The 12,804-nt window shown below is 67.4% G+C and carries 17 protein-coding genes; 10 read left to right on the top strand and 7 right to left on the bottom strand.

What is annotated here, in order from left to right:
- The first annotated feature begins 42 nt into the window (after positions 1-42).
- The 5 genes from AB0M51_RS27280 (at position 43) to AB0M51_RS27260 (ending at position 3,027) form a co-directional block, all read left to right on the top strand.
- A complete protein-coding gene (locus tag AB0M51_RS27280) occupies positions 43-462 on the top strand; it encodes a MarR family transcriptional regulator (protein WP_344200559.1) in 420 nt (139 codons plus the stop codon).
- Positions 463-525: 63 nt separating this feature from the next.
- On the top strand, positions 526-1,353 hold the full coding sequence (locus AB0M51_RS27275) for a hypothetical protein (RefSeq protein WP_363751066.1): 828 nt from the start codon (positions 526-528) through the stop codon (positions 1,351-1,353).
- A gap of 71 nt (positions 1,354-1,424) precedes the next feature.
- Positions 1,425-1,832, top strand: coding sequence for a DoxX family protein (locus AB0M51_RS27270; RefSeq protein WP_344200554.1), 408 nt, complete (start codon positions 1,425-1,427; stop codon positions 1,830-1,832).
- Between the two features lie 26 nt (positions 1,833-1,858).
- Positions 1,859-2,368, top strand: coding sequence for a sigma-70 family RNA polymerase sigma factor (locus AB0M51_RS27265; RefSeq protein ID WP_363751063.1), 510 nt, complete (start codon positions 1,859-1,861; stop codon positions 2,366-2,368).
- On the top strand, positions 2,365-3,027 hold the full coding sequence (locus AB0M51_RS27260) for a zf-HC2 domain-containing protein (RefSeq protein WP_344200549.1): 663 nt from the start codon (positions 2,365-2,367) through the stop codon (positions 3,025-3,027). The genes AB0M51_RS27265 and AB0M51_RS27260 overlap by 4 nt, the downstream gene beginning before the upstream one ends.
- A 326-nt stretch (positions 3,028-3,353) precedes the next feature.
- Here AB0M51_RS27260 and AB0M51_RS27255 read toward each other — a convergent pair whose 3' ends face one another.
- Together AB0M51_RS27255 and AB0M51_RS27250 are read right to left on the bottom strand one after the other, a co-directional pair.
- Positions 3,354-3,593, bottom strand: a complete 240-nt coding sequence (locus AB0M51_RS27255; protein ID WP_344200547.1) for a hypothetical protein — start codon at positions 3,591-3,593, stop codon at positions 3,354-3,356.
- Between the two features lie 63 nt (positions 3,594-3,656).
- The gene (locus tag AB0M51_RS27250; RefSeq protein ID WP_363751060.1) at positions 3,657-4,328 is read right to left on the bottom strand and encodes a helix-turn-helix domain-containing protein; all 672 of its coding nucleotides are present in this window, start codon (positions 4,326-4,328) and stop codon (positions 3,657-3,659) included.
- A 67-nt stretch (positions 4,329-4,395) separates the two neighbouring features.
- On the opposite strand from AB0M51_RS27250, the gene AB0M51_RS27245 reads away from it, so the two are divergent.
- Positions 4,396-5,010 (top strand): flavin reductase, encoded by a 615-nt coding sequence (locus tag AB0M51_RS27245; protein ID WP_363751058.1) that lies wholly within the window; start codon positions 4,396-4,398, stop codon positions 5,008-5,010.
- Between the two features lie 213 nt (positions 5,011-5,223).
- On the opposite strand, the gene AB0M51_RS27240 is transcribed toward AB0M51_RS27245, so the two are convergent.
- Entirely contained in the window at positions 5,224-5,562 is a 339-nt protein-coding gene (locus tag AB0M51_RS27240) for a HEAT repeat domain-containing protein (RefSeq protein ID WP_363751056.1), read from the bottom strand.
- Between the two features lie 296 nt (positions 5,563-5,858).
- Here AB0M51_RS27240 and AB0M51_RS27235 point away from each other — a divergent pair, with 296 nt between their 5' ends.
- Entirely contained in the window at positions 5,859-6,350 is a 492-nt protein-coding gene (locus AB0M51_RS27235) for an NUDIX domain-containing protein (protein WP_363751054.1), read from the top strand.
- A 214-nt stretch (positions 6,351-6,564) separates the two neighbouring features.
- On the opposite strand, the gene AB0M51_RS27230 is transcribed toward AB0M51_RS27235, so the two are convergent.
- The gene (locus AB0M51_RS27230) at positions 6,565-7,311 is read right to left on the bottom strand and encodes an SDR family oxidoreductase (protein WP_363751052.1); all 747 of its coding nucleotides are present in this window, start codon (positions 7,309-7,311) and stop codon (positions 6,565-6,567) included.
- Between the two features lie 103 nt (positions 7,312-7,414).
- On the opposite strand from AB0M51_RS27230, the gene AB0M51_RS27225 reads away from it, so the two are divergent.
- Positions 7,415-8,002, top strand: coding sequence for a TetR/AcrR family transcriptional regulator (locus tag AB0M51_RS27225; RefSeq protein WP_363751050.1), 588 nt, complete (start codon positions 7,415-7,417; stop codon positions 8,000-8,002).
- Positions 8,003-8,383: 381 nt separating this feature from the next.
- On the opposite strand, the gene AB0M51_RS27220 is transcribed toward AB0M51_RS27225, so the two are convergent.
- The 3 genes from AB0M51_RS27220 to AB0M51_RS27210 are packed head-to-tail and all read right to left on the bottom strand — an operon-like array spanning position 8,384 to position 10,353.
- Entirely contained in the window at positions 8,384-9,175 is a 792-nt protein-coding gene (locus AB0M51_RS27220; protein ID WP_363751048.1) for an arylamine N-acetyltransferase, read from the bottom strand.
- A gap of 18 nt (positions 9,176-9,193) precedes the next feature.
- Positions 9,194-9,568: a VOC family protein gene (locus AB0M51_RS27215; protein ID WP_363751046.1), complete on the bottom strand. Its 375-nt coding sequence runs from the start codon at positions 9,566-9,568 to the stop codon at positions 9,194-9,196.
- 11 nt (positions 9,569-9,579) lie between these two features.
- Positions 9,580-10,353 carry a GntR family transcriptional regulator gene (locus AB0M51_RS27210; RefSeq protein WP_363751044.1) on the bottom strand — a complete coding sequence of 258 codons (774 nt, stop codon included), beginning with the start codon at positions 10,351-10,353 and terminating at the stop codon, positions 9,580-9,582.
- An 86-nt stretch (positions 10,354-10,439) separates the two neighbouring features.
- Here AB0M51_RS27210 and AB0M51_RS27205 point away from each other — a divergent pair, with 86 nt between their 5' ends.
- On the top strand, positions 10,440-11,543 hold the full coding sequence (locus tag AB0M51_RS27205; RefSeq protein WP_363751042.1) for a putative sulfate exporter family transporter: 1,104 nt from the start codon (positions 10,440-10,442) through the stop codon (positions 11,541-11,543).
- Positions 11,544-11,576: 33 nt separating this feature from the next.
- A complete protein-coding gene (locus AB0M51_RS27200; RefSeq protein ID WP_363751040.1) occupies positions 11,577-12,734 on the top strand; it encodes a transposase in 1,158 nt (385 codons plus the stop codon).
- Positions 12,735-12,804: the final 70 nt, after the last annotated feature.

Below are 12,804 nucleotides of genomic sequence, written 5' to 3'. Positions count from 1 at the left end.
TATGCGAGAGCTTATGATTGCGCCAGTGCTACCTTTTTGAGCATGGCAACCGAACGCTCCGACCTGGCCGCGATGCTCGGCCCGATCGTTCGGGACCTGATGGCGATCGAGCTGCCGATCCTGGCCGCGCACGAGGTCTCGATGTGGGGCTACGTCGTACTGAACGCGCTGGACGACACCCCGGTCCGGACCCAGTCGGCGCTCGCGGAGGCGATCGGCGCGGACAAGTCCCGGATCATCGGCACCCTCGACGAACTGCAGCAGGCCGGCCTGATCGAGCGCACCCCGGACCCCGACGACAGGCGTGTCCGGCTGCTGTCGATCACGCCGCAGGGGCGGGCCATGCGGAGGGCCGTCCGCAAGGACATCCAGGCGGCCGAGCTCCAGGTGCTCGACGGCCTTCCGGCGGCCGACCGCAAGACGTTCCTCCGGCTCCTGCAGCAGTTGCACGCCTCCCGCTGACGGCGGAGGCCGTTCACTCGCTCGGGTGATCCCGGTCGTGCACGCCGTCGGAAGACTGGCGGTATGCGACGAGCGGTGGTGGTGTGGGCGGCGGCGTACAGCGGGCTGCGGATCTGGTACCTGACCGGGCACGCCCCGGCCTGGAAGCTCCCTGGCGACGACCTGCTGGTCCCGGGCTGGGTGGCGGTGGCCGGTTGTGTGCTGACCACGCTCGCCGTGATCCGGATTCGCCCGAGGTTGCTGTGGGCACTCGCGGCGGGCTGGCTCGCCGCGGCCGCGTTTATCCTGCTCGACGCGGTTGCCTTGGTGCTTCCGGGGCTCGGCATCCCGTTCGACGTCCTCGGGATGCTCAGCCGGCTCGGGGCGGTCCTCGGCGCCGTACTGCTCGGGCTGCTTGCGCGCGCCCATCAGCCTGCTGGGAGGCCGTGGCCGCCCTGGGTCTCGATCGTGGGCGGCTGCCTCGCCACCGTGGGCTGCCTCACGCGGCTCGGCGCGCAGGCAGCGGTCGGCTTCGAGCAGACGCCGTACGGCAGGAGTCTGTCGCTGCTGCTCTTCGAAGGCGGGTTCGTCCTGGTCGGGACGCTGCTGCCGTTCCTGCTCGTGCATCCGTTCGGGCGGAGGTTTCCGCGGTGGCTCCTGCTGCTGCCCGGGTACGGGCTCGGCTGCGGTATATCGGCGTACTTCGGGGTCTGCCTGATCCAGATGATCACCAACGCGGTCCAGGGAAAGCCGGTGTACGGCGATGTCGGGCTGCCGGACAGCTTCTTCTGGGTCGCGGTCCCGGCGTACGTGGTCTGGGGACTCGGGCTGGTGGTCGCCACCCGCGGGTACCAATTCAGGACCCGGAAGACAACCGATTCGGCATGTGATCTTCAAATCACTCAGCGTTGAACCAAGTAGAGCGTTCAATCGTTCGAACCAGGCACAGACACCAACCCCACCGCCCCGAGGAGTGAGGCCCTGTGCAGGTACTGGAACGTTTTCAGAAAGAAGTGATCGGCGTTTTCCGGATCGTCGTCGGATTCCTGTTCGCGACCCACGGCGCCGCGGCGCTGTTCGGCGTCCTCGGCGTCGAGAAGGCCGGACTGCTGGTCTGGCCCTCCTGGTGGGCCTCGCTGATCCAGACGGCCGGCGGTGCGCTGGTGATGATCGGCCTCGGTACCAGGTACGCGGCGCTGCTCTGCTCCGGGTCGATGGCGTACGCGTACTTCACCGTCCACCAGGCCGGCGCTTTGCTGCCTGTGCAGAATGGTGGCGAGAAGGCGGCGCTGTTCTGCTTCGCCTTCCTGCTGATCGCGTTCCTGGGCAACGGCGCCTGGTCGGTGCAGCGGCCGGCCAAGGTGACCGTACAGACAACCGCAGCCAAGTAGGCATGATCGACAGGGCAGGAGCGCCGATGGCCGACGACCGGGCGACGCTGCTGCGTGAACTGCACGACGTGCACGCGCCCGCGCTCTGGCGGTTCGTCGTCCGGCTGACCGGCGACGACCGGCTGGCCGAGGACGTCGTCCAGGAGACCCTGCTGCGGGCGTGGCGGCGGCCGAACATCCTCACCGAGGACGAGCCGGGCGCCCGCGCCTGGCTGTTCACGGTGGCCCGCAACCTGGTCATCGACGACCGCCGCAGCGCCCGGGTCAGCCGGGAGGTCGCCAGCGACGACCTCCCGGAGAACCCGAGCGCCGACCACGCCAACGCCGTACTGGACGCCTGGCTGGTGGCCGAGTCGCTGGCACAGTTGTCCGAGGAACATCGGCAGGTGATCGTCCGCGCGTACTACGGTCGCCGTACGGTCACCGACATCGCCGAGGAGCTGGACATCCCGTCGGGCACCGTGAAGTCACGGCTGCACTACGGGCTGCGGGCTCTCAAGCTCGCACTGCAGGAGAAGGGGGTCACCAGTCAATGACCGACCCGTACCGCGAGTGGGACGCGGCGTACCTGCTCGGCGCGTTGTCGGCGAAGGACCGGCGCGTGTACGAGGAGCATCTGCGCGACTGTGCGGACTGCTCGGCCGCCGTCGCGTCCCTGGCCGGCGTACCCGGAATGCTGGCCGCGCTGCCGGCCGAGCGGGCGCTGGCCACCGTCACCGGCGAGCCGCCGAACCTGCTGCCCGGGCTGACCCGGCGCGTGCAGCGCGACCGTCGGCGGCAGCGGATCCGGTACGGCGCACTCGCCTCCGCGATCGCGGTCGCCGCGGCGGTCGTCGGCGCGGTGGTCGCGATCCCGCTGACGAAGGACGACCCCGAGGGCGACTACGTCGTACTGTCCCAGACGGTGTCCAGCAAGCTCTCCGCCGACGCCCGGCTGGTGCCGGAGCCGTGGGGCACGACGATCGAGATCAGCTGCAAGTACGACGAACTCGCGACGCCGAGCGAACGCTCCCGCGGGTACGAACTGTTCGTCACCGACACCTCCGGGAAGGTCCAGCTGATCGCGAGCTGGACCTCCGCGCCCGGGACCACGGTCAAGCCGGCCGCCACCACCAAGCTGAAACGCGACGAGATCCAGGCGTTGGACATCCGCAGCTCCGAGACCGGACGGGTGTTGCTCGCGGTTCGATTCTGATCAGGACGCATGACAACTGCGCAGCGGGGAACCAGGAGAAGACGAACGACGATCGCTCGAGAGGCCGTCGATCCAGACCCCGGTGTTCAGGGACGTGCACCGGGGTCGCCGCACGTGATCTGGTCGAAAGAAAAATCCCGCGCGCCTGTAACACTCGGGCCGTTACCGGCGATACACCGTGTGTAACGCCACTGAGTATCCCGTCCCAGGCCGTCCGCCCGAAGGGCCTGGGCCGGGATACTCGATGCGTATGAGGCGCCCGCTGCGTTACATACGAAGGCCCCCGGTGAACACCCACCCGGGGGCCTTCGCTGTGCGTACCCTCCCTAGGACGCTTGCTCAGTCGGGCCTTCCGACGGCGGCAGGGCGATCCGGTCCGCCGGCAGGCGCTCCGTCCGCTCGTTCCCGTCGTCGCCCTCGTACTGCACCAGAGCGGTCCATCCCGATTCCTCGTGGTCGCGGCCGATCAGCCAGCCGCGATGCCACTTGCCGTCCGCGCGGACGACGACATGGCTGGGCAGAGGGAGTCGGGACACCAACTCGGTGTCGGGCTCGAACTCAGTCATGGCCGAAGAGTAAGTGCAATCCGCTCGCGGCGCCTCTCGAACGCGTGTTCCGTCACGCTTTTCTCAGACTCCGGACTCCAGCCCAAACGCTTGTACGGCGCCGTGCACCCTCAACGCGCGCCCGCCCGGTATCCGCGTGACCCAGCCGTTGTCGAGCGCATGCGCGCACAACGCCGCACCGACCGCACCGGCCAGATGCGGGCGGCGCTCGGTCACATCCAGGCAGGACCTCAGCGGCTGGCGTCCCCGGCGTACCTCGATGCCGAGATCCTTCAACCAGGCTTGGCCTTCCGGCGTCAGCGCGATCCCCTCCGACCAGTCGATCAGCCCGCGCTCGGTCATCGCATCCGCAAGCGCGACCCCGAGCTTCCCGGCCAGGTGGTCATAGCACGTCCGGGCCCGCGCGAACGCGTCCCGCTTGCTCACCGCCTTGAGACTGTTGACCGGTTCGGTACGCCGGGGCGCCAAGGCCGCGAGCCCTTCGATCAACTCCGCGGTGTCCGGGCCGGCGAGCTTCACGTACCGGTGCCGCCCCTGCCGCACCTCGGTCAGCAGCCCACCGTTCACGAGCAGATTGAGATGCTCGCTGATCGTCGGCCGCGACACCTTCGCCAGCCGCGCCAGCTCACTAGCGGTCCACGCCCGCCCGTCGAGCAACGCCATACACACCGTCGCCCGGGTCCCGTCCGCGAGCATCCGCGCCCAGCCGGCCAGCTCCTCACCCTCGGCAGTCATACAGCCCATCATGCCGGGCCGTCGGTTAGGCCCCGGCCGAACGGTCCCGTGCCTACTGTCGAATGTCGTGACCCACCTGACGATCGAACCGTCCATCCTGTACGTCGGCACCCCGGTCGCCCTGCTCAGCACGTTGAACGAGGACGGCACCCCGAACCTCGCCCCGATGTCCTCCGCCTGGGCCCTCGGTGACGTGGTCGTCCTGGGCGTCGGCATCGGCGGCCAGACCGCCACCAACCTCCGCGATCGCCCGGAGGTGGTGATCAACTACCCGTCCCCCGACCAGTGGCCAGCCGTCGAACGCCTCGCCCCACTGACCGCCGCCGACCCGATCCCACCCCACAAACAGGCCCGCTTCCACCACGACCGCAAGAAGTTCACCGCCGCCCACCTGACCCCCGCCCCGTCCGACCTCGTCACCCCACCCCTGGTCGCCGAATGCCCCCTCGCCTTCGAAGCCACCGTCGTACACTCCGACCTAGATGCCAAAGGCAACTTCCTCATAGCCCAGGCCCAAGTCCTCCGAGTCCACGCCGCCCCCCACCTGGTCATCCCCGGCACCTCCCACGTCGACCCCGCCGCCTGGTCCCCCCTCATCTACAACTTCCGCCACTACTACGGCCTAGGCCCCGAACTAGGCGAATCCTTCCGCACCGAAACCCCAAGAAACAAAGGGAAGTAGGTCTCGCGTGGTGTGAAGTGGAGGTAATCGACCTCCGCGTGCTCCGCAGGTGTCCTGGCCGCTCCACTTCCTCTCGCACCAGCTCCCACCACCACCGGACTACAGCCGGCTGCCGCCGGTCTTCGGGCGAATGAGGCACCGGCGGGGTGTCGAGCGTTGATGGCGAAGTCTGCTGATGGCTGACGGCCGGCCGAACGCTATCTGGCCGCTGATTCAGTCGATTAGGCCGTTGGCCCGTGCCCGCCATAGTTGCTCGCGCGCCGGTTTGGTGTCGAGCATCTGCAGACCGCGAACTGCCCAGCCTCTGAGTGACTCATCGTCGCTTTGTAGTTGCTCCACCAACAACGGCAACGTATCCGGTGAACGCGCTTCACCGATGAGTTCGAGCAGCCAGCACCGCAGCCCATGGTCCGCGCGCTCCTGGTCGAACGCCGTCACCAGTTCTTCGACGTGTTCGGCGGCATGCGGCAACAGCAGCTGAAATCCGCTCTCCTGCGCTTGCGGGTCGCGTCTGCGCATGAGCCGCATGGCCTGCTCAAACCGCTTCGTCACGCCGCGAGACTATCCGCCAGGATCGATCGAGAACGCCATAGGACCATCCAGTTGCGGTTGCAGTTCTCATGTCGGTGCTGCTCTTCCCACCTGGGAAACGGCGATCGAGGTTGCCATCGCGCCAGTCAGCGAGAACCTCGCCGCAGATCGCCCAGGCATTAGCGTCGTTGCGGCCACCGAGCTCGCCGCCGTTGACTTCCCGCAGCTCATCAAGCTCCCTGTCGAGGCCCACATCTGGCCGAACCTGACAGCAAGACCGGCGGGACTCGCTCGGTTCACCCGCCTATCCTCCGAGCATGGGTGATGACGAGACCGCGTCCTACGTGCAGCGAATGCGAGCACTGGTCGGAAAGGAACCGCTGGTGGTCGCGGCTGCCGGCGTACTCGTCTGGGATCATGACCGGCGGCGAGTCCTCCTTCAAGAACGCTCCGATGACCAGACGTGGTGCATCCCCGGAGGCGCCGTGGAGCCAGGCGAACGACTCGAAGACGCCGCCCGTCGAGAGCTCCGTGAGGAAACCGGGCTAGTCGCGGGAGAGCTGACCTTGCTCTCAGCACGATCAGGCCCAGAATGCTTCCTGGTCTACCCCAACGGTGACCAATGTCAGGTGATTTCACTGACCTATCGAGCTGAGTCGTGGTCGGGGCACCTCGAACTTACGGATCCCGAGACCACAGACCTCAGGTTCTACGACCCACTCGAACTACCCGCGATGAACTCTTACAACCGCGCGCTCTTCACACACCTGGCCTCGGAGGGTCACCTGGAGCCCCCGGAAACGTACTGAATCACAGCTAAAACGCCCCAGTCGCCTCTTGTCCTTACCGGGCTGAGCTTGTGGCGGCACCGGCGTTCGAGTCCGCTTGGCCGAAAGGAGTGGTGTGACTGTGAACACCTCGTGGGGTCTGGGAACAGGCTATTGCTTGTTCACAGACCCCATGGGGGTCGCCGGGTCGCCCGGTGGAGGGTCGACCACTTGGTGGGGCGGTGCGTGAGGTGTTCTATGCGCCGTAGCCGCCGTCGATTCGTAGTACTGCGCCGGTGACGTAGGAGGCTTGTGGGGTGGCGAGGAAGACCACGCCTGCGGCGATCTCCTCCGGCCGGCCGTAGCGCCCCATCGCCGTTGTCGGGAGAAAGATGGATGCTGCGCGGCTGTCGGCGGGGTTCATCTCGGTGTCGACGAATCCGGGCTGGACGACGTTGACCGTGATGCCCCGGTGGGCCAGATCGCGGGCCGCGCCCCGGCTGTAACCCTCCAGGGCCGACTTGGTACCCGCGTAGGCGGCCATTCCGGGGAATCCCACCCGGGTCGCCACGCCCGAGCTGATGCTCACGATCCGCCCGCCTTCGGGCAGCAATGGGGTAGCCGCTTCGATCGCGGCTACCACGCTGGTGTAGTTGATGGCGAGCTGACGGTCGACCGCGGACTCGTCGGCAGCCTCGCCGTCGACCGAGGCGGCGGCAGTGAAGCCTGCGTTGTTGACCAGGATGTCGAGCTTTCCGAATTGTTGGACGACGTTGTGGATCAGGCCCACCGCCTGCTTCGCATCCGCTTGGTCAGCCTGGAAGGCCATCGCGCGCACTCCCTGTGCCTCGAGTTCGGTGACCACGGCCTTGGCCCGATCCGCTGAGGATGAGTAGCTGATCGCCACGTCAGCTCCTTCGTCAGCCAGTGCCAGCGCCGTCGCCGCCCCGATGCCTCGCGATCCGCCGGTCACGATCGCGACCTTGTTGTCCAGCTTTCCCATGACTTCCCACTTCCTTGGATGCGACATACACGGCAGTTATTGACTGAGCGGTCCACAATAAACATAGTGGACTGATCGGTCAATAATTCGTACTCTGGCTCACATGGCACGTCCACGAGCGTTCGATGAGAAGCAGGTGCTGAACGCCGTCAGGGAGCAGTTCTGGGACGCCGGATACGCCGCGACCTCGCTGGAAGACCTGATGCGGGTCAGCGGGTTGGGCAAAGGCAGCCTCTACGCGGCGTTCGGCGACAAGCATCAGCTCTTTCTCCGGGCGCTGCGCAGCTATACCGAAGACATCCACGACTCTCTTCGAGGAACCCTCGCCGAGGCTCCACGGGCCGTGGACGCACTGCGCAAGCTCCTCGAGGCCCCGGTCCACGAGCGTGCACGGCGCGGTTGCCTGATGGCCAACAGCACCTGCGAACTCGGTAATGCAGATGCGGAAGTTCTGGCCCATGCCCATCGCACCTACGAGACGACTACCGAGGTGATCGGTGACTGTGTGGCCCGCGCCCAACGCGAGGGCGATCTGCCGGCAGGAGTCGATCCCATGGCGCTCGCGCGAGCCATCCTGGCCGCGCAACAAGGGATCGTGTTCATGGGCCGGACAGGGGTGGATTCGGTTACTCTCACTGCCACGGCACGATCACTCGCCGATCAACTCCTGTCGGCACGCTCGGTCGACTGAACCTTTTGCGTTGCCGGCGACCGCTGAGGAACGGTCTTTCCTCTTGTCGCGCCGACGGCTTGTCGCGCTGCGCCACTCACCACCGTCAGCTTCGTGTAGAGCCTTCGCCTAGTAGTCACCCGCGAGCGGCAGCTCGCAAATCGCCCGCGGTAGCGGGCAAATGCCGGCGCAAGCCGGTGGGTGGGTGGGAGCGCGCGGAGCGGGTGCGGGAGGGAGCGCAGCGACCGGAGCGCCTGCGGAGCACGCGGGGGCTGACCACATCCACCCGTTCATCACATCCACCCGTTCATCACATCCACCCGTTCATCACATCCACCCGTTCATCACATCCACCCGTTCATCACATCCACCCGTTCACCACGTCCAGACCTGCGGGTGGGGCTACAGCAGGTGGAGGCGGTCTGCTTCTTCGTCGGTGAGGATTACGTCGAGGGAGGCCAGGGCTTCGGGGAGGGCCGACGGGGGGACGGGGCGTTCGGTGGTGGGGGTGTTGGGGTGGTCGGTGTAGAGGGTGGTGCCTATCAGGCGGCGGACTTCGCCTTCGGTGACGCGCATGACTACGGGGCGGCCGGTGAAGGGGGAGTTGGGGTGGGTGGAGACGTAGTGGTGGTAGACCTCGTAGTCGATCGGGCGGACCGGTTCGTCGTTGGAGGCGTGTTGGGGGATCCAGCCTTCGGGGGTCTGCTTGGACAGGGTCCAGACGTCGCCGTCCTGGGTCAGGCGGTGGTCCCAGCCGGCTTGGTCGACGACGGCGCCGTCCTTCAGTGGGGTCGGGTAGAGCTGGCCGGCGCCGAATCCCACGTCCGCCAGGAACTCCTCGCCGTTGACGCCGACCTTCAGCAGGGCGTGCGTCCGCGGCCCGGACTTGTGCGGCTGTACCCGGGCCACCCGCCGTACGACGTCGTACCCGAGCTGCTCGAGCGCCGCCCCGAAGAGCAAGGCGTGCTCGTAGCAGTAGCCGCCCCGCTGACGGCCGACGAGCTTCGCCTGGATCGCGTCCAGGGAGATCCCGGGGTGCGTGCCGAGGATGACGTCGATGTTCTCGAACGGGATCGCCAGTACGTGTGCGCGGTGCAGGCTCCGTGACGCCTCCGCCGACGGTGCGACCCGCGGATGACCGATCCGTGCGAGGTAGGCGTCCAGGTCCAGTTTCTCGATGTCCCACATGCTCATCAGCTCAACACTTCCAGTTCACTTGAGGTCAAGTTCGGTGAAGAGCGTGAGCTGAATCCCACCCGGCGTTTCCAGTCGTGCGTTCAGCGAGTTCCACGGCGTACGGACGGGTTCGGCGATGACGGTCGCCCCCGCGTCCGCCAAGCGGCGGGTGGTCGCGGCGGCGTCGTCCACCTCGAACGCGACCCGGTACTTCCCGGCTACCCGGCGCCCGACCTCGACCGCGTCGATGAACTCGGCCTGTCCCTGATCCGCGATCTCCAGCGTCGCCCGCTCCACGGAGAGGATCGTCACCCGGCCGTCGTCCGACGAGTACGACGCCTGCTCCGGCAGCCCGAGTACGTCGCGGTAGAACGCGACCGCCTGTTCGTAGTCGTCCACTGTGACGACCAACCGCAGCTCCATCACCAGGCCTGGGTCAATGCCGTGCTGCTCGGGGTGAGGCGATACCCGGCATGGGCGGAGAACTCCGCGGACATGGCGAACCGGTCGCCGCGGACGATCGTGTGGCGCCACTCGACCGAGCGGTTCTGGGCGCTGCCCTGGCGGACGATCGAGAAGACGGCGGCGTCCGAGGGGCAGTGCAGGATCTTGCGCTCGGCCGGGGTCGGGGTGACGGCGCGGATGTCCTCGCGGCCGTGGTCGAGGACGATGCCCGTGCGGTTCGCGAGCTCGTTGTACAGGCTGGTGTGGGTGAAGTCCGCGTCCAGCAACGGTTCCGCCAGCGTCGCCGGGAGCCAGACCCGGTCGAGCGCGAGCGGCTCGTCTCCGGCGTACCGGAGGCGTTCGAGGTAGAGCAGCGGGATCGACTCCTCCAGGTCGAGGCGGGCCGCGACCACGCCGTCGGCGCGAACGTCGAGCGCCCGTACGACGCTTCGTTGCGGCAGGCCTGAGGCCTCGACGGAGGAGAACAGGCTGTAGAGCGCGCCCATCGGCTGCCGGATCTCCGGTGTCGCCGCGACCCGGGGCTGCCGGCCGCGCTCGGCGACGATCAGGCCGTCTGTGCGGAGCTGGACGAGGGCCTGCCGCACTGTGTGCCGGCTGACGGCGTACTCCTCGACGAGCGCGAGCTCACCCGGGAACGCGTCGTCGAACTCCCCGGACCGCAGCCGCCGGACCAGGTCCGACTGCAACTGCTTCCAGAGCGGCTCGCCGCCGCCTCGCTCCAGCTTGCGCACACGGGTTCCTTCCAGAGTTGCCAAATGTCCGGTCATCTCCTACCGTGAATGTACGTACATTTCTGGCAGAAGGGAACCGGCTAGTGGTGCAGCTCGAGGTTAGGACACCTCACTACCTGGCCGCCGCCGTTCCCGCCGTACGCCGCCTCGGTACGGCGTTGTCGCGCCGCAGGGGACTCGCGATCGTGCTCGCGGTGACGGCCGTCGCGGTACCGCTCGGCCGGCTGGTCCCGATCGTCGGCGGACCGGTCTTCGGCATCCTGCTCGGCGTGATCGCGGGCAGCGTGATCCCGGCCCTGCGCGCGGACGTCTGGCGGCCGGGGTACGACTTCGCCTCGAAGGGGCTGCTCCAGCTGTCGATCGTCGTGCTCGGCACCGGGCTCTCGCTGCAGCAGGTCGCGCGGGTCGGCGTCTCGTCGCTGCCGGTGATGCTCGGCACGCTCGCGATCGCACTCGGCGGCGCCTGGCTGTTCGGCCGGATCCTCGGTGTTCGCGGCGACACCCAGACCCTGATCGGCGTCGGTACGGCGATCTGCGGCGGCTCGGCGATCGCGGCCGCGACGGCGGCGATCGGCGCGAAGCGTTCCTCGGTCGCCTACGCGATGGCGACGATCTTCACCTTCAACATCGTCGCGGTCCTGACGTTCCCGCCGATCGGCCACCTGCTCGGGATGAGCTCGGAGGCGTTCGGCCTCTGGGCCGGTACGGCGGTCAACGACACGTCGTCGGTGGTCGCCGCCGGGTACGCGTACAGCCAGGCAGCCGGCGACCAGGCGATCGTGGTGAAGCTGACCCGGTCGCTGACGCTGATCCCGATCGTGCTGACGCTGGTCGCGCTGAAGATCCGCCGCGAGAACCGCGCCGCCCGCGCGCTCGACGAGACGTCCCGGGGTTCGTACGAAGGAGCCACGGCCTCGATCCGCAAACCGTTGCCGTGGCGCAAGCTCGTCCCGCTGTTCCTGATCGGCTTCATCGCGGCCGCCGGCCTTCGCTCCGCGGGCGTCGTACCGGAAGGGTGGCTACCGACGCTCACCGTCGTCGGCAGCACCCTGATCACCGCCGCACTGGCCGCGATCGGCCTCTCGCTGCGCCCCCGCGAACTCCGCGACGCAGGACCCAGGCCGCTCTTCCTGGGAGCGATCCTCTGGATCCTGGTCGCCGTCGGGAGCCTGGTGCTTCAAGCGTTCTAAGAAGTGTCGGTGGCCAGGGCTACGATCCGGTGCGTGAAGATCGTCGTGCAGATCAAGCTGGTGCCGGACGCCGCTCAGGCGCTGGCGCTTGCAAAGACGTTGCACAGGGTCAACGAGTTGGCCAACTGGGTATCGGCCGTGGCATTCGAGCAAGGAACTCCGCGCGAGTACGAGCTGCGCAGACATACTTATGCCGAGCTGAAGGCCGCTGGACTCGGCGCCCAAGTGGCACAGCAGACGATCAAGAAGGTTCGAGATGCGTACGCTGCATTGACGGCGAGCATCGGTGCAGGGCACCTCGGCAAACGCGGTGCCAGGCGTCGGCGCAAGGCGACGTCCGGGGCGATTGTCTTCCGTCCGGATGCAGCGCATCCGTTCGACGATCGGTGCCTGTCATGGCAGTACGACTCGAAGACCATCAGCATCTGGACAATCGCCGGACGGATGAAAGACCTCCGCTTCGCGTGTGCCGACCACCAACTCGAGTCGCTGCGTGACTATCGGCGTGGCGAGTCCGACCTGATCGAACGCGACGGCGTCTTCTACCTGCTCGCCGTGTGCGAGGTTCCAGAATCCGAGCAATACCGGCCGGAGGCCTTTCTGGGAGTCGACTTCGGGATCGCGAACATCGCGACCACGTCCGCCGGCTACCGGGCGGCCGGGCATCAGCTGAATCGGTATCGCAAGCGGCAGATAGAGCTTCGTCGCAAGCTTCAGGCGAAGAACACCAAGTCTGCGAGGCGTCGGCTGAAGAGTCGGCGCCGCAAGGAGCGGCGGCATGCCGCGAACGTCAACCACATCATTGCGAAGCGGATCGTGACCGAGGCTGAACGCACCTCCCACGGGATCGCCCTGGAGAACCTGGGCGGCATCCGGCAGAGGGTACGGCTCCGCAAGCCCCAACGGGTCACGATCCATTCCTGGGCGTTTCGTCAGCTCGCCCAGTTCATCGAGTACAAAGCTCGTCGCGCCGGCGTCCCGCTGGTGTACGTCGATCCGGCATACACCAGCCAGGAATGCGCCGAGTGCCATCACATCGACCCCAAGAACCGGGTCGATCAGGCTCGCTTCATCTGCCGATCGTGCGGGGTCGTTGCCCACGCCGACCGGAATGCTTCACGCAACCTCGCCGCACGCGGCGAGGTTGCGTGGATTGCGGGGCGTGAGTCACGCGTCCCTGTCGCCTCGTAGGCGGTGTGGACGGAGGGGCCAACCTGGCAGCCAGTCAGGCGCTACCTCCAAACCCACTCTTCAGAGTGGG

The organism is Kribbella sp. NPDC051137, from assembly GCF_040682535.1.
Taxonomy (GTDB): domain Bacteria; phylum Actinomycetota; class Actinomycetes; order Propionibacteriales; family Kribbellaceae; genus Kribbella; species Kribbella karoonensis.
This window is presented reverse-complemented; position numbering and strand designations above follow the sequence as displayed.

Coding starts and splice junctions, on each gene's coding strand:
- AB0M51_RS27280 (WP_344200559.1), top strand. CDS start 43: ATGGCAACCGAACGCTCCGACCTGGCCGCGATGCTCGGCCCGATCGTT.
- AB0M51_RS27275 (WP_363751066.1), top strand. CDS start 526: ATGCGACGAGCGGTGGTGGTGTGGGCGGCGGCGTACAGCGGGCTGCGG.
- AB0M51_RS27265 (WP_363751063.1), top strand. CDS start 1,859: ATGGCCGACGACCGGGCGACGCTGCTGCGTGAACTGCACGACGTGCAC.
- AB0M51_RS27260 (WP_344200549.1), top strand. CDS start 2,365: ATGACCGACCCGTACCGCGAGTGGGACGCGGCGTACCTGCTCGGCGCG.
- AB0M51_RS27255 (WP_344200547.1), bottom strand. CDS start 3,593: ATGACTGAGTTCGAGCCCGACACCGAGTTGGTGTCCCGACTCCCTCTG.
- AB0M51_RS27250 (WP_363751060.1), bottom strand. CDS start 4,328: ATGACTGCCGAGGGTGAGGAGCTGGCCGGCTGGGCGCGGATGCTCGCG.
- AB0M51_RS27235 (WP_363751054.1), top strand. CDS start 5,859: ATGGGTGATGACGAGACCGCGTCCTACGTGCAGCGAATGCGAGCACTG.
- AB0M51_RS27230 (WP_363751052.1), bottom strand. CDS start 7,311: ATGGGAAAGCTGGACAACAAGGTCGCGATCGTGACCGGCGGATCGCGA.
- AB0M51_RS27225 (WP_363751050.1), top strand. CDS start 7,415: ATGGCACGTCCACGAGCGTTCGATGAGAAGCAGGTGCTGAACGCCGTC.
- AB0M51_RS27220 (WP_363751048.1), bottom strand. CDS start 9,175: ATGAGCATGTGGGACATCGAGAAACTGGACCTGGACGCCTACCTCGCA.